Source organism: Mesotoga sp. Brook.08.YT.4.2.5.2. (genome assembly GCF_003351125.1).
Classification (GTDB): Bacteria; Thermotogota; Thermotogae; order Petrotogales; family Kosmotogaceae; genus Mesotoga.
Genome location: NZ_JPGZ01000056.1, coordinates 1 through 22,303 on the forward strand (window position 1 = coordinate 1; position 22,303 = coordinate 22,303).

The following is a 22,303-nucleotide window of genomic DNA, read 5'->3' on the forward strand; positions in this document are numbered from 1 at the left end:
CAGCTTACGGTGGTTTGAAGCCTCCACCTGCATGGCGGCTTCGAGGGGCCCTCCCTCATCTTCGATTAAGCATGGCTTGAAGTTTCCTTCTTCGCCTTCTTGGCACACACCAACCCCGAACCTCGTCATTTATTCTTGCAACTTGGAACAGTCAACTTCCAACTCTTCTCGTTCGCGAAGCGGAACTGGCATCCGAAGGTGACCGCCTTTTCTCTCGTTTTCTCTTGAGCATAGCGAAGCCCTCGACAAAGCTCTTTCTCGGTTATTCTCTTCAAAGAATCGAGGTCAGCATGACGAATAGGGACGCTTCCAGAATTTCTTAATACTGTCATCCGATGATGCCTCTGCACGGGATCTCGCTCCAAAATCCCTCTCTTGTTTTGAGCATCTTGGAGTGCAAATGTCTCTTCCCGAGATTCACTCTTCACGTTATTTGGTCAGTAATCCATATGTATGTTCCTTCCAGCAACCAAGAACGGGCATCGAACAACCTTTCTTGTGGAACTATTTCAGATCGTTGCCTTTTCTCGTAAACAAAGACTAACACCCTCCTCGCTGCATGGCCCTCCTCACGTAATGGAGTACTCAAAATCATCAAAAACAAGCTCGCGTAAGAACCAGTATATTGGCGGTATTTAACTCCCTGACTTATGTGTAATGAGGAGCTCGCTGAACGGGATAAGTTGGAAGAGAATGAGAAACGGACTGGAGAGAATGTACTGGATTATTTCTCTTTGGATATGAGTGAATTCTCCAAGAGAAGTGAACTGTCTGGTAAACAGTGTGAAATCCTTTCCAAGCTAAAGGGTGAGGCACTTCCAGCTTGCTTCGAAATCCGGCCAAAAATCTGCAAACATGCTCACAATTTTCACAAGCTCTATAACCTCTCAAGATATTGAGCTCATTCGTAGTGTTCAGCACATGATATTGCATAATGTAACACTAATGTAGTTTATAGTCATAATATAAGTCAAGTATGCTACAATATAAAGTGGATTCTGCAAACATGTTAAACATGTTAAACCGCAATTGGTTGGACAGGGCAAATTCGTGCTTTGTGTACATTGTGGAAGGAGTTTGTTATTGACAAAGAAATGGAGGTGTTAGGATGCTCAGTGGGTACTATGAGATCAGTACTGACTTAGTGAACCTGTCTTTGTGCTCTTTTTGTGAGAGCGCGATTGTCATTTGTGGAATAATTTGGTAGCTGCATCTAGCAGACCATAAGTGTTCTGATTGTTCTGATAAAGGAGTGGTTTTATGCTTTTGGGATATTACATGTTGTCAAGTGATTTTCCTGAAATTGTCTCTTGCAGCTTCTGTCGAGATGCTATTGTCATCTGCGGAATAACGTGGTAATTTGTTGATATTGCTATCTGCCCTGTCCATTTTGGCAATTGTCCAGTTTAGTTAGGTCAAACCAAGGAGGTAGGAGCATGAGTTTACAAGAAGGCTTTCCATTTCGTTCTCCAGGAATTGACTTGATAAAAACTAACAAAGGCGGAATACTGAAGTTCATTGGAAAAACTGTTGCACTTTATGTTACACAAACCGACGCTATCTTCCTTTCATTATGTGATGGCACTAGAAGTATGAGCAAAATCGCCATCCTCTTGTCTGAGCTTTACAAAGTAGATTCTAGAACAATTCTAAATGATATAACAAGGCTTGCTGAAAAACTGCATGAATTGCATGTCCTTGTTATGCTGCCTATGGCTTTAGAGAAGAGGCTATCAACTATGGAGGATTGGCATGAATTTGTTTTCATTCCTGCAGATGAAAGTTGTCCAGTTGTTCCTGCAAGGATAAGCAGCATAGGCTTTGCATTAACCAATTACTGTCCTTACAATTGCGAATATTGTTATGGAGCTTTTGGAAGCGAAAACGAAGCTTTCTACCTTCCTACGGCGAAGGTAATATCGATCATTGAAGATGCTAGAAAACTCGGAAAGGTAGAGTATGTAAGTTTGGGAGGCGGTGATCCGATTGCCCATTCAGGGTTATCAGAAATAGTAAGTTATCTTGAAAGTTGCCGAATAACCTATGAGCTCTCTACCAAGGGATTGTTACTGAGCAAGAAGAAAGTTGATGAGCTTGTTGTTGCTGGTATTAGGAACATTCAGATAAGTATTGACGCGTGGCATCCTGAGGTGTGGTCGGAAATTGTTGGATTACCTAAACACGCCTTCAATAGCGCAATTGAATCGTTCATATACTGCAAGAGTGCAAATGTCTCTACACGAGCAAGAATAACTCTATCAAGGCGGAATCTGGAAGAGTTGCCCTATTTATTAGAAAACCTCCCATTTTTGGGAGTAAGCGAGATTAGAATAGTGACTCTGATGCCTTCTGGAAGAGCCAGAATCAATGAGATCCCTAACAGAGATCAGATTGAAAGTGCATTGGAGGTTGTGGAAGCGTTCAGATCAAAGTATGGCAATAAGCCAGAGATTGTCTTTGGGGTGCACAGATATACTAGTTCACTCAGTTGTGGTGGTGCTAAACTCGCAATGCAGATTGGTGCAGACGGGGAGGTTCTACTGTGTGATGTTGTAGAAGGTCTTGACAGGGCACGTTTCAGTTATGGAAATGTATTCCGTAACTCAATAGAAGAGATTTGGTTCTCTAAACAAGCTGATGCATTTAGAACGAATCGCGAAATCTCAGAGTGTCTTGATTGTGTAAAGTTTGCTCAATGTAATGGAGGTTGCAGAGCTCTAGCCTTTTCTTACTATAATTCGTACGATTCACCAGATCCCCGGTGTTCAAGAATAAGCGGAAAAGAAGGAGATATCCTCGAATGGCCTGTGAAAAGACAGCCCGGTGGGGGGGAGAAATATGGAGAATGAAAAGAAGATAGTTCGCAGGTTTGTCTTCAAGCTGTTCAAAGTCTATTGGAAACGGGAATTGCTGGCTGCAGTTCTGGTCGGAGTGATGATTGCTCTTGCAGTTGTCTTCCCGCTCTTGATAAGACTGCTAATAGATGTTGTTATCCCTTCTGACAACATGGATCTTCTCTTAAAGTACGTTTTGCTTGTCGTCGGGCTCTGGTTTGGAAGCTTGATCTTTACCTATTTTGGCGAGGTGGTTTTTGAAACCACGGCCCTCATGGCAAAATCGGACCTGCGAAAGCAATTGTTAGAGAAGATGTTTGTTCTTCCTTTCGACTATTTCCACAAGAATAAAACCGGTGAGCTCGTATCGAGACTAATATCTGATCTGGAACTTGTAGGAACCGTTATAGCGCAGGTATTTCCGATACTGTTATTGGGAGTCGTTCAGATATCGGCGATTCTAGCTATCATGTTTTCTTTCAACTGGAAACTGACTCTTTTGCCCCTCGGCTTCATCGTGTTTTCCTTTCTTGTGATAATGTTCTTCAATATTATGGTGGAGAAAAGGAGCAAAGTAGAGAGGGAGAAATTCGGCGAACTGGCAGGAGTCACAAGTAACATAATCGATAATATGAAACTGATCAGAATCGCCATGCCATTTGCCTGGGTCATGAATTTCTTCGATCGTTTTCAGGGAGACCATGTTTATGCGGGCAAGAGGTTCATAAAGGCAATAAAGATCGCCGGCACACTCAAGACGTCGATAAACGGACTTATCTCCTTTTCACTGCTTGCCTATGGTGGTTACCTGGTAATGAAGGGTGAGATTACCGTAGGAATTCTGATTACTTTCTGGGCTTATGTTCAATCATTGTTCAACCCTATTCAGCTCCTCATGCAGGTGAACATTCTTCTAAGACAAAGCTGGGGAGGGCTCCTGAGAACAATCGAGGTACTGGAAGGTCCTGAAGAAGAAATGAGTGATAGTAGTCCTAAGTTAGAAGATGTTCGGAGCATTTCTTTAGAGAACATTGAGTTTGGCTACGGCAAGAAGCAAATTCTGAAAGGCCTGTCTCTTGAACTGAGGAAAGGGGAAATTACGACGCTGGTAGGTGAGAGCGGCGCCGGCAAAACCACTACTCTGAATATCCTTATGGGACTACAAAAACCCCAGTCGGGAACCATATACATAAATGGCGATCCGGTATCGAATTCGGCATTACTCAGACCATATATCGGCTTTGTGGAGCAGACACCAACTTTGTTTGAAAGATGTACTCTCCTGGAAAACATTACCCTGGGTAGATCGATTTCTGAAGCCGGTTTGGAAAACATCTTCGAAAGAACAAACCTTGACGTATTGTTGAGAAGATTCGAGAATGGACTCGACACATTGGTTGCAGATGTTCAGCTTTCTGGTGGTGAGAGACAGTTGGTCGCGCTGGCCAGAGCGTTGGTCTCGAAACCACAACTACTGATTCTTGATGAGATCACGTCAAATATCGATTCAAAGACTGAAGAAATAATTCAGAATACTCTTGTAAGTCTAAAATCTGAAGGCATAATCGTGCTGATGGTTGCTCATAGATTATCAACTGTTCTATTGAGCGACAGAGTGGCGTTAATCAGTAATGGGGTTATAGTTGCAAGCGGAACTCACAGCGAGCTTTTAAAGACCAGTTCCGAATACAAGAAGCTTTACTCGCTTCAGTTGATAAAGGATGAACAGCAGGATAATTGATCAAGCGCATAGCGGTGAACTGTAAAAGCCCCGGACAGGAACGTATCAGGCAGGCTTCCTGGTGTAACTTCTAAAGCAGACAAGATCGGGATGCGGGTGTAGAGCTTGGCGCATGATACCAGATGTGAGAGTTTTAAGCTGACTTTCAAACTCCCAACGCTTTGTCCGGGAGCCGTTTAGGGTTCTAAAAACCATGGATGAAATCTCGGAACAGAGTCAAGGGAGAAAGACAGGTTCAGTTGTGTTCCCGATCTCGTACCTCGGACGACACTTTCGCTCCTCAAGATTTCCATCTATCAAGAACTTACCCTTACTACTGCTTCAAAAACTCTTTTCCTGCTAATTCTAACCTCGGATCCGCGACCTTTCAGCTCGTAGCGAACGAAGACGGGCCGTAGGGCCCGTCTCACTAGAAATCGAAATTGTATCTTCCTGCCAGATGAAAGTGGGGGAAGAAGGTCGAGTGTCTTGCGAGCTGCCCTCCGAGATTGAATCCCACATTTATGATTGAAGTTGCCAACTCAAGACTGAAGTCGCTGATGTCGTAGCCTACTCCGACATGAGAGACTAGCGGAAGATACTTTATGTCTCGAGCGGCAAGGACGCTGGACAGTTCAGTCATCACCGTTGCCTTGAAGAAGACAGGCGGAAGAGAAGGCGCGAGATCTTCGAGTCCCAGTTCGGCGTAAAGTCCTATGAGGGCTTGCATGGGGTCAAGAGAATAGAGTTCCATTTCCTCAAAGCCGAATCCAAAGACTGGAACATCTGCAATAATGCCTAAGACGGGTTTGTTAAACAACATCCAGCCTACCTGAGCCCTCCCGAAGAACTGAAGATCAAATTCCTTTGTCTGTCTGTCCTGATTGAGAACAAAGCCCATTCCCACTGAGAAGTGGGTTGCCATAAGACCTGCGGCCAGACCAATAATCAGAACGAATACTGCGAGCTGTTTCACTTACACACCTCCTAAGAGTCTTATGTCAGAATCGCAGTCTTGCAGCGATCTCACTTTGAAGGAGTTCCTTATCAACCACCACGACTTTTCCGTCGTTGTTTATTACGCTTCGCACGATCCAGGGGCCCAAATTTCTAACTTCTCTGCTTTCCTTTACGGCATGCGTATATACTAGCTCTCTGTCAAGAACATAACCTCTTTTTCTCTCAAGAGGATTAATGAAAAGCGTGTCGATCCTTCTGTCATTTGCTGCTTTAGAGACTTCCGTCCAACCTTCGACATACTTGTCGAAATTCTCCCGGGCCATCTCCAGAAATTCCTTTCGAAGTCTCCTGCTTTCGCTATCTATCAGTTTGTCGACTTCTTCCTGAAGTTGCCTCTCCAGATTGAGTGTCTTTTGAACGAAGATTGGATATGCTTCTGGAATAAGGTGTTTCGCTTCCTTCTGGAACTTTTCAATGCTTTCACTGAACGAAGAAGAGTGAAAGAAGACGAGGTATTCGACGTCTTTTGGAATCTCTTCGTCGTTCTTTATCAATGAGGCGTTCTTCTGAAGGAACCTCCTGTTCTCTTCTTCCTTTGCCTTGCTAACTTTTTCCGAAGCGTTCCCGTGATACATCGCTCCCGATGAAGGCGAGGGAGAGTACCCCTCCAGATACTCCTGTTCTTTTTCTCGAATGAACTCATTTTCGACGCTCTTAATAAGAGAGAGTTTTCTTCCTTCCATTAGATAGTATGTTGATTTTTCCCTCTCCAGCGAGACAACAAGGGCCTCCGCAGATGAGCTTGAAAGCCATATCAGTTGATCAAGATCGAATGTCTTACCTACGTAAATCTCCTTCTCGGGCTTTCTATGAAGCGGGATGATTTTGACACCTTCGATTGCTTTATCGTTTTTTACATCTTCGCCTGTGTGGAACTCGATAAAAATAGCCAATCCCCTCCCCAAATCATCGATGTTTCCGAGTTTGGTAAGGACTGCTTCAACAACCTTCTGATGAATTTTCCCCATACCGGTTATCTTCTCGTCCTTCCTCAGACAATCTAGGATATTTGACTTCAAATGTTTTTCCGCATCGCTCCTTTTGAGATTCTCCATTGGAAAGTAGAAAGTGAGAAGATATGAATCTGATTTGATCCCGGCCTCTGCACTGAGTAGCTGTTGAAGTTCTTTTTCCATCTCAGCTTTTCGAAGAACGCGTGTAGCGACATTATCCATTTGATTTGCCTCCTTCCTTCGCTTCTTGGTGGTTAAGAACCTACGGGCTTTCACTCTTGGCACAGTCTTCCATTCTCAGTACTCTCTCTTCAATTATAGTATCTGAAGTCTATTGACTACACTTCAATTATAACTACCATATCGCAAAGAAAAAGAAAAAGAAAAGAAGTCTATTGACTACACTTCAATTATAACCCCGGGAAATATAGTACAATAGCCACGGAGATGATTCGTTTGGCTAACAGTTTACATGATTTGTTCTTCTCTAGAATGGAAAAGACTTTTCCGGCACTCAAAGTAAGGAACTTCAGATATTTCTGGGTAGGTCAACTGATATCCGTCATGGGAACATGGATGCAGACAGCCGCTCAGTCATGGCTCGTCTTGACGATAACGGATTCCCCTTTCCTGTTGGGTCTTCTCGGTGTTGCGCAATTCACGCCGGTACTCATTCTGTCACTACCTGCGGGGGTCTTCGTAGATCGTTTCCCCAAGAGGAGCATCGTAATCTTAACTCAGATAGCCTCGATGGTCCTGGCATTTATACTTGCGATTCTTGTCTTCACGAATACAGTTCAATACTGGCACATCTTCCTTCTGGCGTTTGGTCTCGGAATGGTCAAGACACTCGACATTCCAGCAAGACAATCTTTCATGATCGAATTGGTGGGTCGTGATGTGGTTCTTAATGCAGTTGCGCTGAACTCAACGGTCATAAATCTTGGAAGAATCGTAGGACCGGCCTTGGCGGGGGTAGTAATGGCTCTTGTCGGTGCGGGTTGGTGCTTCCTCATAAATGGAGTCACTTTCATAGCTGTGATAGTCGGTCTGTTCAAAATTGACGTAGCGCCGGTCGTAAAGAAGAGACCAAAGGGGACTGTGATACCTGACATCAAAGAAGGCCTAATCTATCTTTTCAAGAGTCCGATACTGACTACCACCACTTTGATTCTCGCAATCGTCAGTACGTTCGGCATGAATTACAGCGTTTTGATTCCTGTCTTTGCAAGAAATCAACTCGGTCTCGATGCTCAGGGATATGGACTTTTGATGTCTTCTTTGGGAGTCGGGTCGTTGCTTGGAGCTTTGATTGTAGCTGGGGGGAGTTCCAGAGGGCCGAAGAGAGTAAGGCTTTTTGTTGTCCCATTCATAACTTCTTCTCTTTTCATCATTATGGGATTCAATAGTTCGTACTTGCTTTCGGCTTTGCTGATCGGGAGTATGGGGTTCGCGAACATCTTCTTTACTACAACTGCAAACAGCCTCATGCAAATTCACTCCGATAACGAGTATAGAGGAAGAGTTATGAGCGTTTACTCTCTCGTATTCGCAGGCTCAACGCCGCTCGGAAACATGTTTGTCGGATCGATCGCGGACCGAGCCGGCGCAGGGAGCGCCTTCTTCTGGGCAGGTGTAGTCACGGTTCTGCTGGTTTTGGGAACAACGATGGCCCACAAAGTTAGGAAGAGAATTTCAGCGGCGAAGAGTGATTCGGAGGCATGACGTAATGCATCATAATTAAATCTACTCAAGAGAGAGTTATCGGATCGAAATGTTGTATAATGATTTTGTTTGAATATCCGGGGTGGTTATATATGTCTAGAATTCCCTTCTCCCGGATTACCAGGTTCTGGGGGTTTAAGGAAAAGATCAGGTTTGAGAGAGCATTGAATGGCAGAGCTTCGGTAGTCAGCTCAGGTAGTCGTTTGTATGTGTTGAAGAGAAGGGCCGCGAGTGTTCCTGCCGGATCTTGTCGTTGTGATCTTCTGGCGAATCTTGTCGGTACCGGAGTTCCTGTTTCGGCTCCCGTTTATGCCCGCAACGGCGAGTTTGAAATAACAATCGGCAAGTACGTTTACTCATTGTTTTCTTACATAGAAGGAGAAAAGGCCGACTCCGACATCTCTCATGCCACTCCGGAGTTGGCGGTTGAGCTTGGCATTTTCACTGGAAGGCTCCACAAAGCTCTAGAAGAAATCGACGACGATCAGCTTGAAAGAACGAATCTGCTGAAGTCGCTGACAGCTGCCCTGCGGTACTTCAGTGCAGGGGACTTAGAAATGGAACTCGAAAGTGTTGAGGAATTCTTCACCGATTTCTACAAGATATATTATAGACTGCCGGTCCAGATCATCCATGGCGACTACCATCCAGGGAACATAATCATCCACGAGGGGAAGGTCTCGGGGATAGTAGATTTTGATTGTGCGACTCGAGAAGTGAAAGTGCTAGATCTTGCCTATCTAGTTCATAGCGTCTTCGCCGAGTTTCTGAAGATGGGTTCTCCATCGCTTTTCCTCTATTTGCTTCCGTACTTGCTTGAAGGATACTCCTCAGAAAACACTCTTTCCTCGAGCGAGAGGGAGAGTTTTGTCTATCTTCTTTCTGCTATTTCGATCATCCAGATTCATTACTTCACTGCGAAAGAATTGACTGAAGAAGCGCGCTTCGCAAAGAATGTCTTCAAATGGCTGTACAAAAACAGTAGTCGTATCAAGGAAAAGGCGGGTCTCGTCCTGGCCGGTTCCGAAAAGATGATCTAGTGTAGTTCAAGAGATAGTTAATTTCCCGCCACGCTTTCTTTTCTCCTTAGCATCGTTTCTTTTCATTTGTTCCTCCCTAATTGAATATTTCTTATAGAATACCGAGAATCCCTCGCCTCGATTTCTGCCAATCTATCGCTTTCGCATATTCAAGCTATATGTCTGCCATCAGAACAATGGCAGTCGGATCCTGGCAATTGGAGCGATCCGCTTTGCATTGAAGTCTTTGACCATGTTATTCAGCTGAGTCATTTTAGAAGAGAAACAGATCGATGGAAGATAAACGGCATGTTTTATTGACGGCTTAATGGTATGGTCAATTGCTAGTGTCGAAGTATAATCTGTTTGAGGAGGTGAATCCATGCTTGGGCTGAAAATCGTCGTCGAAAGAGGCTCTGGAGTCCCTTTGTTCAAGCAGCTGATAGATCAGTTGAGAACAGCGATAATGAGGGGGGGAGATTTCTTGGGCACAAGACTTCCTTCCGAGCGAGAGCTTTCGAAGTTGCTCAGGCTGAACAGGAGCGTTGTTGTGAAAGCATATAACGAACTGAAGATGGACGGCCTTCTGGATTCCAGATCGCGAAGCGGTACTTACGTCATTTCAGTCCGGCCGGAACAGCAGTGTCATTTCGTCGGTCGCTTTTCGACGATATTATGCAAGAGCGCTTATCAAAAGCACGATACATATGCCTGCGGCCTGACAGTTGTCGTTTAGCCGCTTCGGCAGGGACCGCAGGTGCTTCCGTCCTTTAGTTTTCTCAATACTTCGAAATCATATTTCTTCTTTCTTCCGCGACTCCTTGTGAATTTGCTTCTCTTGTTCTTCTTAGAATAACCTCTCCTAAGTTTTAGTGATGCATAGCTCCGGTTGTACTTAGTTAATTCAATAAATTCGTCAAGGATTCTACTCTTCTCCTTCTTTCCAGCCTTCCTGTACTTCTCTGAGTGTTTCTCAATCAATCCAGTCATGTCTATTCTCTTCATCTTCGCCCCTACCTCTTTCAACTTGGCATTCGCGAAGATTATCCCCTTCATCCTTACCTTTCGAGTAGTTTCATTTTTGATGCAACGTTCCCCTTTTCAAGTAGATTATTTGTGATGCATATCGCCCTCTTCATTTGTTAAGCATTTTGGGATAGAATGAGACTTGTGGACAGAATATTCATTGTAATCTATTTCATATTGACTTTCACTCTGATTGTCCTTTCGAAAAGACGGAGAGTGCTGATTGCCTTTACGGCAGGTATGTTGCTGGTGGTGCTCAAAGTCTCTGAGACAATGAGAATAGAGACAATATCTGAGTTTGTCGACTTCAACGCCATATTTCTTCTCATAGGAATGATGGTGATAGTCGGCGTGCTCAAATCTACCGGGTTCTTTCAATATGTGGCGGTCCGTACTCTCAGAGCAACGAAGGGGAACATTCTTCTGCTGTCGGGGCTCTTTTCGGCGCTAATCGCTCTCTTCTCTATGGTTCTGGACAATGTCACTACAATGATAATGTTCATGCCGATAATCTTCTTCGTTGCAGATACTGCGGGATTCAACCCCTTCGGGTTCACGGCGGTGATGATTCTGGCTTCAAACATCGGCGGCTGTATGACTCTGGTAGGCGATCCTCCAAACATCATTATTGGTAACGCCTCCAAGATTCCTTTCATGACTTTCAGCGGTCTTGTGCTTGCTCCGCTCTTATTGACCTATGTCACCCTGATGATGATCTCCAGATTCAAGATTCTGAAGGGTCTCTCGTCAATATCTGGAAAAAAGGAAGAGATTCAGGGGTTAAGACTCGATGGAGTCATAACCAATAAGAGATTGATGTATGTCAGCCTCGGAACAGTGGTAGTTGTGGTCATCGGATTTATCATGCACAGTATCGTTGACATAGAAATGTCGCTATTCGCAGTGCTTGGAGCTTCATTCTTGCTTCTCTATACGGGAAAGAATTTCGAATCGGTTGCTACCGAAGTGGACTGGAACGCGATTCTCTTCTTCATTGGACTTTTCTCGCTTGCACACTCTCTTGAAAGCACGGGAATAACGGGAGAGCTTTCCGCACTGGCTTTGAATCTTTCGAGCAACCCGGCCGTTCTCTCTATGCTTATTCTCTGGGTAAGCGGAATGATAGCGATGGTTACTGGAGCCATTCCGGTTGTTACGATCTTCATTCCTATCGTGGCGCAGCTTTCCGTTCACTACCCTCTTCAGTACGATCTATGGATTGCTCTTGCTCTTGGGGCAAACCTCGGGGGAAACGGAACTGTGACCGGTCATCTTGCGAATGTGATGTGTTTTGAGATGGTAAACAAGGAGTATGGAAACAGGCACAGTTTCCTCGACTTCATGAAGATCGGGTTCCCTTCGGCAATTATATCTCTCGGCATTTCCAACCTTTATCTTGTGTTAAGACTCGTGCTCTTCGGCTAGCGGGAACTCTTAGACAAGCATGATCGATTTTATCAGTATGTTTGTCAACCAGACAACCACTGTGACGAAGATAAGCGAAAGAGAGGTCTTCACTACTCCTTGCCTGTAAAAGTCATTCGCGATCAGCCCTGGAACGACGGTTCCAATTACGGTTGAGAACAGTTCTACCGGGAGATTGGGCATAAGAAAGGTGTCGAGGGAAAGCTTGACGACGACTCCGAGAAGAATTCCTATTGCGAGTCTCTTTCTTCCGTAGAGAATCAGATATCTCTGGAGAAGGTTCAGAATCAGGAATGTGACCAGACCGACACCCCATGTATACAGCAGCCTCAAAGGCTGTTCAATGAAGATGAACAGGTAGACCGGTGTTACAAGCCCTCCAGCCGACAACCCTGTCACCCACCAGAATACAGTACTTATGACGATTCCAATCGAGAACAATGCAGGACTCATCGAATCTCCTCCAACCCGCTCAGCCACTGGACAAGGCCGCGTATATTTCCGAATCCGAAAACGAGCTCGTGCCCTTCAAGAAGCAAATCGAGCCGGCTCGGGTCTTTCAGCTTTTCTACGTTCTTGTTCTTCAGTATTCGTTGAGGAACGGGTCCTCTGACTATTATCCTGTCGAACTCTCTAATCATTTCTTCGAAGACGAGAGCTCTGTCCGGCCTATCGTCTCTGGAGTTGAAGAATCCGACGAGTGGTCTATCGGGAAAATCCTGTCTTGCCTTTTTCAGAAGCAGAGAAGTGGACCGAATGTCATTGGCCGCGAACGCATTTGCCAGGACGGTATCATTTATCCCGTCGCCGAGATGCAGATACCTGAATGTCCCCACATCAGGCAGCGCCTCTCTCATTCCCTCAAGCGCCTTTTCTCTGTCCAGACCAATTAGTTCTACAACCTTCAGTGCGATAGAAAGGTTTTCCTCATTTGGCTCGAATTTGAATCCGGCCGTGTCCTCTCCTTTCGGGATGACAGTAACCAATCTAGTATTCATTCTAGAACAGTGTTTTTCTACAGATTCCAATGCGTCAGACGAAACGTTTCCCAGAACGCAAATTCCGCCTGGAGTAATAGATAGAGAAAGCACTTTGGCCGTCTCGATTTCGTCGGCTCCAATCTCTTCGATATGATCCGGATAAGCGTTCGTGATGACGGTAATGTCTGCTTCGACTATTCTCATGCTTGAAAGCTGCATCTCGGGCTTAATAGCCATGCATTCCACGACCAAAGCATTGCAGCCGTCCCTCTCCGACTTCTTCAATGCGAGGAATTGCTCTTGTATGTTTGCAGGGCCGCGACGAACCACTTCGACGTGTCTCCCGTCGGGGGTTATCCATAGAGGAACGGTTCCCGTCGTCTTTCCCAGTACGCTGAAGCCGTTTGCTTTTAGGGCCGCGTGAATTAGTCTTACTGTCTCGCTCTTACCTCTGGTTCCGTTCACTTGGACTGCGATTTTCAACCGTTTTCTTCTCTTTCTCGAGAGAATATTCTCAATGACGAGAAAGAGCAGAAGGATAGACAATGCGACCAGAGCCAGCAGCCAGTTTGTCATTTCTTAATCACCTTTCCCGCAACAACGCAGAGGATCATAAGGAATAGAAAGGTCAAAGTCAGAGGCAACGAGTAGCTATCGACAAAATATACTCCGCTGGTTCCAGGCTCCGGAAGAGGAACGGGGTCGATCGGAATCCCATTCTCCATCGCGAGATCTCTGATGTTCAGCAGATGAATCACGGGCACACCGAGCTCCGCAAACTCGAAAATCAGTCCCCTTTCATCTCCTTTAGGGATCGAAGAGAACGAAGTCAAAACACCGTTATCCAGGCTGAGAGCTAGATGGCTGTTGCCGAAGTTTGTGCTTGCTCCCCCGATATTGACGAAGACAGAAGGCAGTCCGGCCGACTCTTCAAGATAGAGCTCAAGTCTCTTTTCAATGCTTGCTTGAAGAGACTCTTCATATATAAAGGTCTTTCCGCTGGATAAAGCAATCTCCGTCATCAGTTCACGAGCTTTCGGGAAAAACATTCCACTTGCCGTATCGTAATTACCGCCCAGAGAGACTGCGATCAGGCTGTCTTTAAGCAGCCCTACCTCTACAAGTCTTTCCAGCATCGTAACAAAGGTGAATTCCGGATGTGTGGCGCCGTGCTCTGAAGCGCCAATCGAATAGATCACAAGGGGTTCAAGTTCCAAAACTTCGCAGGCGCAGAGAGTGGCTAGAAGAAGCGAGGGGAAAGAACCGCTCGCTCCTATAGCTACGGGATCGCCTCTCTTGAGATTGAGTTCTTTGAAGTACTTCACCAGGAGAGCCGCGAAGTCCGGATTGGTCGAGGTTCTCTTCGCCTGCAGATTTCCTAGAGTAGTTGTCAACTCCGTGAATTCCGGTCCAATAAGCCCTGTCAAATTAGGGTCGACGGATGGGTCGATTTCTATGCCCAGCGACTCCCGGAAAGCTGAAAGTTCAGCTATGGAAGAGGCCATTAGTCGAGCCGCGGACAGCTGAGCAGAGAAGTGAGGTGACTCGATCCTCTCCATTGAAAGACTGACGATGAAGAAGGCCGCTACCCCGACAACGGCGCCGAGCAATAACCATTTTAGAGAAATGTGAACGCGATTGAAAGGGACTCTGCCCACTGCGTGAATGTGTTTCAAAACAACTCCTCTATTCTATTAGCTAACTGTTAGAACCCTGATTATTGCCAAAACTACTCCCGTTATACCTTCGCCTCCGAGAAGTCCCGACGACACTATCATTCCGGTCTCCTTCGATTTTGGCTTGATCTTGCCGACAATTAAGCTAATAACGCCTCCAACGAATGCGGCGGTAGATATCTCCATAGGGAGGTACATGCCAATTCCAAGCGTCATCCCCGGTAGTTTCATAAGATAGATTATGATCCCAATCATCAAGCCGAAGAAAAAGGCCGGAGTATTTGGGAGACCACCGACCATGGTGGAAACGGCGTACGCTTGTGGCGCGGGGAGTTCCGTTCCCGGGCCCATTGTACCATAGGCTCTGAACATAATAAAGAGAACGATTACCGAGACTACTGCGCCAATTACTCCGCCGACCGTCTCGGCGACGATCTGAGCCCTGGGGTTGGTCTTCAAAAGGTAGCCGGATTTGAAATCGTTCAGTACATCGCCAGCAAGACCGCAAGCAACTGCCACTACTCCCGCCACCAAGAACGCTTCGATTGTGCCGAGACTGGCGACTGACTTCACGGCAATAAGAATGATGATGCCAAATATCTCCATAGGATTGATGCCCGACTGTCCGGTTATCGAGGCGGCCATGGCCGTCGTAAGCCATACGCCAACTATTGTAAGTAGAGAAGAGACAAGAGTCATTTCCGTCAAAGTTGTGAGGAAGAGAGCGATGGCCGCAAAAACCAGAGGTATCCAGCGAAGCGTCTTCATTCGCGATCCCTTCCCGCTGCTCTTTACGGGAAGGTAGATCTCTCTTGCCCGCGGCAAGATTCCCTTGAGCAGTATCCCAACACCGGTGCCGACCATCAGTCCGATCCCGAGACTATCTTTGAAAGCCGTCGCAGAGCCGACATCAGCGAACCATCCGACCGCAACTCCAACGGGGATCAAGAAGAAGTAGCTTATAACAGCTCCAAGGAACCACACTCCTGTGAAGAGCGGTCCGATTATGTAACCTATGCCAACGGCCATAGGGGATATCCACATTCCAAAGAAGATGTTTCTTGAATACAGCCGGACCGAAGACCACGCAGAGGGTATCCATCCCAGCCCGTCCCTTACTGCGACAAATACGGCAGCGGCCCCCATGGTGGAAAAGAGGTACTTTGCCTTCTTCCCCCCTTTGTCACCGGCAACAACTGTCTCGTAGGAAGCTAAACCCATGGGAAAAGGCAGCTTCTCCTTCTCGATGAAATAACGTCTAATCATTCCAGTGAATACAACTCCCAGAATAGTGCCTGACAATGTAACGACTAGCAGTGACAGGAAACTTACCTCTGAGGAAGCCTCAAGAATCCAGATGCCCGGAACCGTAAAGGCCAGACCGCCAGCCACCATTGCTCCGGAAGACATTGCAGTGTGCGTAACGTTTATCTCGTTCAGGTTAGTCCTGCCCAAGGCCTTGAGTATTGCCAGCGACATTACTGCAACAAAAATGGTCGGCCAGGGAAGAGCCCCCATTCTCAAGGCGACGTACATTGAACTGGTAGTGATAATTATCGACCCGAGCGCCCCTATTACCAGGCTCCTAAACGTCAACTGCTTTGAACTACCTTCTTCCAGCGACACTCCAGTGTTCTTCACGCTCTGATCCTCCTGTGAACCCTCATAATTACTGACATCATCTTCAATGGATCTCAGTCATCTCGTTCCTCAGTTCCAGAATCGGTAACCATCATCAATAATCACGGTTTCAAGCATCTCTACCCTCTTGATCTTAAATCCCCGCTCTAGCGCTCAAACTGGATCTCATCTCATCCGTCTCACGCTCTTTCATCATCTCGAGTTTCCTAGCTAAGAACCTCGACACGAAGTGCCGAATGAACCGCTCTTCCGATCATGATCCTAAATCCCCTCTCGATTGCTCAAACTGGATCTCATCTCATCCGTCTCACGCTCTTTCATCATCTCGCGTTTCCTAGCTAAGTACCTCGACACGAAGTGCAGAATGAACCGCTCTTCCGATCATGATCCTAAATCCCCGCTTGAGCGGGGGGGACCGCTTGCGGTGGGGTGTGTGATCTTTGAAGCGCGTCTCGCATCGTTTTTCGCCTCTTTAGATCTGTCAACCTGCAGTGACAACATTCAGATCTGCTTTTCTCACCACTCTTGGCAGTCTCGAATACCACCCTTCTCGAAGCGAAGCTTCATCTCAAGTTCAAAGCGTCTTCTCGTTCTCTCGATCTTGCACTCGTTCCTTCAGAGATACCCTCCGCCACTCCGTGGCTTTCTTCCCTCAAGGGAGGACTTAAAATCAGGACCATCAGGAGCGAACCATAGCATTCACGCAAGAACCAGCGTATTAATGGCACATGACTCCCAGACTCATGGATAATTATGTGAACCGACAAAAGAAAAGGCCCGGGCAGTCTTTCTTATACAGACGAATCTCCGCGAGATTTACTTCAAAGAGAAGACCGAGATCACTGTTCAGAAGTATCGATCGGATCGATTCCTATCGAGTTGAGCCACTCAACAGCAATCCTTGTCAAGTTCTCACTTTCGAATTTGAACCATGCGTCCTTGTATTCTCCGTGATGTTCGAGAAATGTGCGGAACTTAGAGAATGCACCTCTTCCCGAAATATCGTAATAGACTTCATCCCTGACGCTTTCTTCCACTCTTGTGTAAATGAACTCTTCGATCAGTGCGAATTTTTCTCCTGGAGTAATCCACGGTATATCCTCGAATCTTTCCGATTCATCGCCGCAAAACAAGTCATAATAAGTGTACAAATCTTCGATTCTCATCCAGGAGTACTTCAGAAGGTCTTCAGTTATCTCTTCTCTTTCAACCTCGCAGTTTACTAGTTCGTCCGGAAAACAATCTTCTTGATAGAAGATGATCTTTCCTGTCTCCGTATCTAGATACGAAATCGCATCGTACTCTCTCTGGTCAGTATCCATCAAATTGACCAACATATCGATGTCGACCGGCAGTCTTTTCATAGTGCTTCACCCTTATGGGCAAACCTGTATTCCAATCAACTTGTTTTGCCCGGTACCAGTTTACAACATTCTGGCTTCGACGACGAAAGTCAAAATGATTCACTTCCGAGACGCTTCCGAAAAACCTTGTTTCCAAAGTTATTTTCGCAATCCCTTCGCCAGTTTTCCTCCAGTGAACTGAAGAAGCTGACTGATCGCCACGAGAACGATCACAGCGTAGAGAACTACGTCCCACTGAAACCGGTAGTAACCATAGTTGATCGCCAGCTGACCGAGACCTCCGGCCCCGACTGCCCCCGCTATGGCGGTGTAGGTTACGAGATTGATCAAGAGTACGGTTATGTTGCCTATCTGATCGGGCAGTGTTTCCGGTATCAGAACCTTTGTGACCATCTGCCACTTGTTCAATCCCATTGAGTTTGACGAATCGATTATTCCCGAAGGCACGGCATTGAAAGAATTCTCCGAAAGCCTCGCCATGAAAGGTATAGCTGCAATAGTCAGATTGAAGATTGCGGCATTCGGCCCGATTATCGTCCCCATTACGTTTTTCGTAACGGGAATCAGAAGCAACACGAGAATAATGAAAGGTATTGATCTGAAGATATTTACCAGCAGATCGAGCAGCGCATAGAGAGTCTTCAACCTTCGCGATCTTGAACAGAGGTAAAGACCTACGCCTAGCGGAATACCGAAAACAGTTGCCAGGAAACCGGAGAGAAGAAGCATGTATAGAGTTTCGAGCGTCGCCTTAAGTATTTGTGAGAACATCACCGGACCTCCTCGAGAAAGAAGACGGAGTCCCTAAGTTTCTCTATGAACAGATCCTGTTTATGCCCATCAATCGCGATGATCAATGTTCCGAAGGGCCCGTTCTTCAGTTCTTCGATCTTCCCGTACAGAATGTTGATCATTATATCGAACTCCCTCGCTATCTCCCATAAAACGGGTTCGTGGGTACGCTCTCCCCAGAAGAGTACTCTCAAGAGCCGCTTCTGCCCAGAAAGGACGCTTCTTTCCAGCTCGAGAGGGCTTCCAAAGTCACTCACTTCATTGTTCTCAATCTTGACGAAGAATTCGTGCGTAGGTCCGAAGAAGTGCAGCTTCCCATTCTGCAAATACGCGACTCTGTCGCAGGTTCTCTTAATGACATCCATATCGTGGGTTACGACCGCGAAGGTGACACTGCGTCTTTCGTTGAGATTCACTACGAGATCGAGAAGTCTGCCTGTAGTCCTCGGGTCGAGCGCGGAAGTGGGTTCGTCGAGAAGAATCAGCTTTGGATCCATTACGAGAGCGCGGGCGATCGCCGCTCTCTGCTGTTCGCCGCCGGAGAGCTGCGAAGGGTAGGCGCTCAGCCTGTGATCCAGGCCGAGCTCCGAAACGATACTCATAACTCTTTCCCTGATCTCGCCCCTGCCGATTCCCTGAATTTTCAGAGGGAAAGCGATGTTCTGGTAGACGGTTCTGTAGCGAAACAGGTTGTAGCTCTGGAAAACCACTCCTATCTTCTTTCTAATGCTCCTCACTTTGCTTTCGTTAAGCCCGACTATGTTTTGGCCGTCGAACATGATCGATCCGCTGTCCACCGGCTGGAGTAGGTTAAGGGTGCGGAGCAGAGAGGTTTTCCCTGCTCCCGACAACCCTACGATTCCGACAATCTCGCCCTCTTCGATAGAGAAGCTGACATCATCGAGGATCTTTCTCCTTCCCGATTTGTCTTCGAAAGAGAGGTTAAGTCTGTCAACGCTCAGTATCAAAGCATCAAACCTCAGAAGACGGGTACTACCGCACCATCATACTTTTCGTTTATGAAGTCTCTTACCTTCTCCGACGTCAACACACTGATGAGAGCTTCGAGCCATGCTTCGCCTTTGTCAGTTTCTCGAATTGTGATTATGTTTGCATACGGAGATTCACCACCTTCAATGAACTCCGAGTCTTTGACTGCATTTAGGTTGATGGTAAGAGCGTAATTGGTGTTAATGACGGCACCGGCGACGGTCTTGTCTTCTGTGTAGACCCTTGGAATGAACCCGGCCTCGATTTCAACAAAGGTCAACTGCCTTGGGTTCTCTTTGATGTCCAGAACTGTGGATTCCAGCTTCGAAGGATCCTTGAGCTCAATAAGCCCGTTGTTGTGAAGCAGAATCAGTGCCCGTCCTTCATTCGTCGGATCGTTCGGAACCGCGATCTTATCACCTGGTGCGAGCTCTGAAAGAGGTTTCTTGAGAAAGAACCCCATTGGTTCGACGTGAATGGCCTTTGCTGAGACCAGCCCTTTAATTCCTCTTTGTGAAGTGAAGGACTCCAGATAGGGTACGTGCTGGAAGTAATTCGCGTCGAGTTCCCCTGTGGAAAGGGCGATGTTTGGAAGCACATAGTCATTGAACACAACGATTTCCAGCTCATAGCCCAGCTCGGATAGGTCGGCCTTGATTACCTCGAGAATCTCGGCGTGGGGAACTGGAGTGGCGCCAATCCTGATCTTCGTGGTACCGAACGCAAATACGACTCCCAGTAGAACCAGTAACACTAGAAACTTCTTCATACAAATCCCTCCTGATATAAAAAAAGGGCGTCTCCTTTGAGACGCCCCGCTTCTATTTTCTCAGGTACAGCTAAGCACCCGAAGAAACAAGGGCGTTGCCGTACATCATCATAGCTTTTCTGTTTTTTCCTCTGTAAGTCTTATTGTTCATATGCAAACCTCGCGTTCGTTTAGCTCATTATAGCTCAACGACTCTTTCCAGAACAAGTCGATATTGTAAATAAAAGCTCGTGCCTGTTCCAGAGTCAGTTAGATTCGTTGTAACAAGAAATCCTTATGAACCGATTACCGTCATCTCTTTCCTTGTAGCATGCTTTCAGAAGCCTGCAACTGGTTGTTTTCGGGTCTTTGCAGATCAGGAAAGTGAACGAGAGATCCTTCGCTCTTCCCTTAAGCAGTTCCATGCTCAATGTGGAAAGCAGGCTGTCGAGCCGCTTCTCTTCTTTTTGTCCGTACATCCTGGAATTCTCGTCGGTCTTAACCATTTCATTCCAGAGATTCTCCGTGATAACTACCGGCAGTTTGATTCCAACCCTCTTCGCAAAAGGTGTAACATCAACCAAACCCCCGTCGAGAAAAACGACCGATTGGGAGTTTAGTGATGCTTCTCCAATGCTCATTGATAGCACCTCCATACATAATAAGTGTTATTATTACCATAACATCTTAGAAAGACCTTCGCAAAGGCAAACAAGAGACTCCCTGGTTGTCTGGAGCTGTTTAGGCCGGTATATCTGACAAAGCCTCTGAAAACCGTTACAATTCGAATCTTAATTGCCGATTATTTTTATCAGAACTCGCTTTCTTCTCATACCGTCCAGTTCATAGTAGAAGATCTGCTCCCATGGTCCAAAGTCCAGTCTTCCTTCAGTAACGGCTACTACTACTTCCCTACCCATAACGGTTCTCTTCAGGTGGGCGTCCGCATTGTCCTCGAATCCGTTGTGTTCGTACTGCGAGTATGGTTTCTCGGGCGCAAGCCTTTCCAGCCATTTTTCGAAGTCATTATGAAGCCCGGATTCATTGTCGTTGATGAACACACTTGCAGTTATGTGCATTGCGTTCACGAGCAGAAGTCCTTCCTGGATTCCGCTTTCTTTGAGCGCTCTTTCGACATCTGGAGTAATGTTGATTATCTCTCGCCTGGTAGCGGTGTTGAAAAAAAGTTCCTTCCTGTATGATTTCAAATTCTTCACCTCCTAATTGATTAAAACACGTAAGGAATTAGCCGCCACGTCTTTTTGCAGTAATCCCTATAAACATCTCCGAAGATGTATTCGAGATTTCTTTCCTCCACGACGATTCTGTAAAGTATGCCTGTCGTCGGGAGTATGAAAGCAAGGATCGAACTGAGCGGGTAATCGAAGACGAGTGCAAGACCCAGAAAGCCTGCTATCTCGGCGGCATAGGCAGGATGACGGATTACTCTGAACAGTCGATCCGTTCTCAGCTCTTGACCGGGAAGGGCCCCCACATCGATTGCAAAGGAAGAGCCCAGCTGCTTGACTACGAGGAAACGGACCACGACCGCGAAGATCATCAATGCAACCCCAACCCATCTATGAGGACGGAACGGCATCATGAACGCTTCCTTTGAGCTGCCGTCGACAGCCACCGCTCCAAACATGCCAGATAGAACGAAAGCAAGCATAATATATTTCGATCGTTTCTCCTGGAGTTTTCCACTGATCTCTCTGTTGTGAAAGAAGAAAAGATAGACGTCGAATCCGACCCAGAAAATGAGAACGATGAAGAAGAACAGTTGACCAGACATAACGAAACCTCCAGGAGAAAGTGAATGCAATTCGATTCGATTCTATCATCAGACCAGGGTGAAGAAAATCTCACATCAAAGCCCTTGCTGGATGTCTTTCGACTGTAACTGTTAGCAAATGTGGGGGTGCGGCAGATGTAGTAAAATCGTAATACAGGTGGTGATGAGATGATTTTTGGAAAAGGTGAGAGAGTACTATTCTTTCGCTTCGAGGATGGCGAGGATTTCATCCACACTCTAGTTCAAACACTTACGGAGAACAACCTGGATTCACTTGTTGTTATCAGCGGAATAGGGATGCTGAGAGATTTCGAGATCGGCTGGTACAACGTGTCCAAAAAGCAGTACGAAAAGGAGATGATCTCTGTTCCACATGAGCTCATTCACATATCGGGAAATGTATCGTCGAAGGGCGATTTTCCATTCCCGCATCTTCACGTCGCGTTAGCCGGGCCTTCGAGAAGCGCAGTTGGCGGCCACCTGTTCGCAGGAACAGTGTGCAACACGACGGAGCTCTTTGCCGTCAGGACCGGTGACCTGAAACTCACCAGAGATGCTTCCGGCGCCGCAACGCCTCTGGAATTCAGAAAGTGAG

The 22,303-nt window shown here is 46.4% G+C and carries 20 protein-coding genes and 1 pseudogene; 7 read left to right on the plus strand and 14 right to left on the minus strand.

Going from position 1 to position 22,303, the window contains the following annotated elements; all coding sequences use genetic code 11:
• Positions 1-1,436: 1,436 nt before the first annotated feature.
• Together Q502_RS13325 and Q502_RS13330 are read left to right on the plus strand one after the other, a co-directional pair.
• Positions 1,437-2,849, plus strand: coding sequence for a radical SAM/SPASM domain-containing protein (locus tag Q502_RS13325; protein ID WP_099829651.1), 1,413 nt, complete (start codon positions 1,437-1,439; stop codon positions 2,847-2,849).
• A complete protein-coding gene (locus Q502_RS13330) occupies positions 2,839-4,575 on the plus strand; it encodes an ABC transporter ATP-binding protein (RefSeq protein WP_099829652.1) in 1,737 nt (578 codons plus the stop codon). The genes Q502_RS13325 and Q502_RS13330 overlap by 11 nt, the downstream gene beginning before the upstream one ends.
• Positions 4,576-4,984: 409 nt before the next feature.
• Here Q502_RS13330 and Q502_RS13335 read toward each other — a convergent pair whose 3' ends face one another.
• Both Q502_RS13335 and Q502_RS13340 read right to left on the minus strand, forming a co-directional pair.
• Positions 4,985-5,530 (minus strand): hypothetical protein, encoded by a 546-nt coding sequence (locus tag Q502_RS13335; protein ID WP_099829653.1) that lies wholly within the window; start codon positions 5,528-5,530, stop codon positions 4,985-4,987.
• A gap of 25 nt (positions 5,531-5,555) precedes the next feature.
• Positions 5,556-6,749: a hypothetical protein gene (locus tag Q502_RS13340; RefSeq protein WP_099829654.1), complete on the minus strand. Its 1,194-nt coding sequence runs from the start codon at positions 6,747-6,749 to the stop codon at positions 5,556-5,558.
• A 225-nt stretch (positions 6,750-6,974) separates the two neighbouring features.
• On the opposite strand from Q502_RS13340, the gene Q502_RS13345 reads away from it, so the two are divergent.
• The 3 genes from Q502_RS13345 to Q502_RS13355 all read left to right on the plus strand — a co-directional run bounded on the left by Q502_RS13345 (position 6,975) and on the right by Q502_RS13355 (position 10,007).
• Positions 6,975-8,252, plus strand: coding sequence for an MFS transporter (locus tag Q502_RS13345; protein ID WP_374704118.1), 1,278 nt, complete (start codon positions 6,975-6,977; stop codon positions 8,250-8,252).
• 92 nt (positions 8,253-8,344) lie between these two features.
• A complete protein-coding gene (locus Q502_RS13350) occupies positions 8,345-9,292 on the plus strand; it encodes a phosphotransferase enzyme family protein (RefSeq protein WP_243392291.1) in 948 nt (315 codons plus the stop codon).
• Positions 9,293-9,653: 361 nt separating this feature from the next.
• Positions 9,654-10,007: a GntR family transcriptional regulator gene (locus Q502_RS13355; RefSeq protein ID WP_099829657.1), complete on the plus strand. Its 354-nt coding sequence runs from the start codon at positions 9,654-9,656 to the stop codon at positions 10,005-10,007.
• Between the two features lie 35 nt (positions 10,008-10,042).
• Here the strand turns inward: Q502_RS13355 and Q502_RS13360 are convergent.
• Positions 10,043-10,261, minus strand: a pseudogene (locus Q502_RS13360) (ISNCY family transposase); the annotation flags it as partial.
• 171 nt (positions 10,262-10,432) lie between these two features.
• Here Q502_RS13360 and Q502_RS13365 point away from each other — a divergent pair.
• The gene (locus Q502_RS13365; protein WP_099829659.1) at positions 10,433-11,722 is read left to right on the plus strand and encodes an SLC13 family permease; all 1,290 of its coding nucleotides are present in this window, start codon (positions 10,433-10,435) and stop codon (positions 11,720-11,722) included.
• A gap of 9 nt (positions 11,723-11,731) precedes the next feature.
• Here the strand turns inward: Q502_RS13365 and Q502_RS13370 are convergent, their stop codons facing one another.
• The 11 genes from Q502_RS13370 to Q502_RS13420 form a co-directional block, all read right to left on the minus strand.
• The gene (locus tag Q502_RS13370) at positions 11,732-12,175 is read right to left on the minus strand and encodes a poly-gamma-glutamate biosynthesis protein PgsC/CapC (RefSeq protein ID WP_099829660.1); all 444 of its coding nucleotides are present in this window, start codon (positions 12,173-12,175) and stop codon (positions 11,732-11,734) included.
• On the minus strand, positions 12,172-13,278 hold the full coding sequence (pgsB, locus tag Q502_RS13375) for a poly-gamma-glutamate synthase PgsB (RefSeq protein ID WP_099829661.1): 1,107 nt from the start codon (positions 13,276-13,278) through the stop codon (positions 12,172-12,174). The genes Q502_RS13370 and pgsB overlap by 4 nt, the downstream gene beginning before the upstream one ends.
• On the minus strand, positions 13,275-14,378 hold the full coding sequence (pgsW, locus tag Q502_RS13380; RefSeq protein WP_099829662.1) for a poly-gamma-glutamate system protein: 1,104 nt from the start codon (positions 14,376-14,378) through the stop codon (positions 13,275-13,277). Before pgsW ends, pgsB begins: the two co-directional genes overlap by 4 nt.
• Positions 14,379-14,396: 18 nt before the next feature.
• The gene (locus tag Q502_RS13385) at positions 14,397-16,019 is read right to left on the minus strand and encodes an OPT/YSL family transporter (protein WP_099829663.1); all 1,623 of its coding nucleotides are present in this window, start codon (positions 16,017-16,019) and stop codon (positions 14,397-14,399) included.
• 839 nt (positions 16,020-16,858) lie between these two features.
• Complete coding sequence (locus Q502_RS13390) at positions 16,859-17,383, minus strand: UPF0158 family protein (RefSeq protein ID WP_099829664.1); 525 nt, start codon at positions 17,381-17,383, stop codon at positions 16,859-16,861.
• Between the two features lie 138 nt (positions 17,384-17,521).
• Positions 17,522-18,154: a methionine ABC transporter permease gene (locus tag Q502_RS13395; RefSeq protein WP_099829665.1), complete on the minus strand. Its 633-nt coding sequence runs from the start codon at positions 18,152-18,154 to the stop codon at positions 17,522-17,524.
• Positions 18,154-19,143, minus strand: coding sequence for a methionine ABC transporter ATP-binding protein (locus Q502_RS13400; RefSeq protein WP_099829666.1), 990 nt, complete (start codon positions 19,141-19,143; stop codon positions 18,154-18,156). The genes Q502_RS13395 and Q502_RS13400 overlap by 1 nt, the downstream gene beginning before the upstream one ends.
• A gap of 11 nt (positions 19,144-19,154) precedes the next feature.
• Entirely contained in the window at positions 19,155-19,934 is a 780-nt protein-coding gene (locus Q502_RS13405) for a MetQ/NlpA family ABC transporter substrate-binding protein (RefSeq protein ID WP_099829667.1), read from the minus strand.
• Between the two features lie 245 nt (positions 19,935-20,179).
• The gene (locus Q502_RS13410) at positions 20,180-20,554 is read right to left on the minus strand and encodes a hypothetical protein (protein WP_099829668.1); all 375 of its coding nucleotides are present in this window, start codon (positions 20,552-20,554) and stop codon (positions 20,180-20,182) included.
• A gap of 150 nt (positions 20,555-20,704) precedes the next feature.
• The gene (locus Q502_RS13415) at positions 20,705-21,121 is read right to left on the minus strand and encodes a secondary thiamine-phosphate synthase enzyme YjbQ (RefSeq protein ID WP_099829669.1); all 417 of its coding nucleotides are present in this window, start codon (positions 21,119-21,121) and stop codon (positions 20,705-20,707) included.
• 20 nt (positions 21,122-21,141) lie between these two features.
• Positions 21,142-21,708: an isoprenylcysteine carboxylmethyltransferase family protein gene (locus Q502_RS13420; RefSeq protein WP_099829670.1), complete on the minus strand. Its 567-nt coding sequence runs from the start codon at positions 21,706-21,708 to the stop codon at positions 21,142-21,144.
• Between the two features lie 168 nt (positions 21,709-21,876).
• Between Q502_RS13420 and Q502_RS13425 the strand changes: the two genes are divergently transcribed.
• Positions 21,877-22,302 carry a PPC domain-containing DNA-binding protein gene (locus Q502_RS13425; RefSeq protein ID WP_099829671.1) on the plus strand — a complete coding sequence of 142 codons (426 nt, stop codon included), beginning with the start codon at positions 21,877-21,879 and terminating at the stop codon, positions 22,300-22,302.
• The last annotated feature ends 1 nt before the right edge of the window (position 22,303 follow it).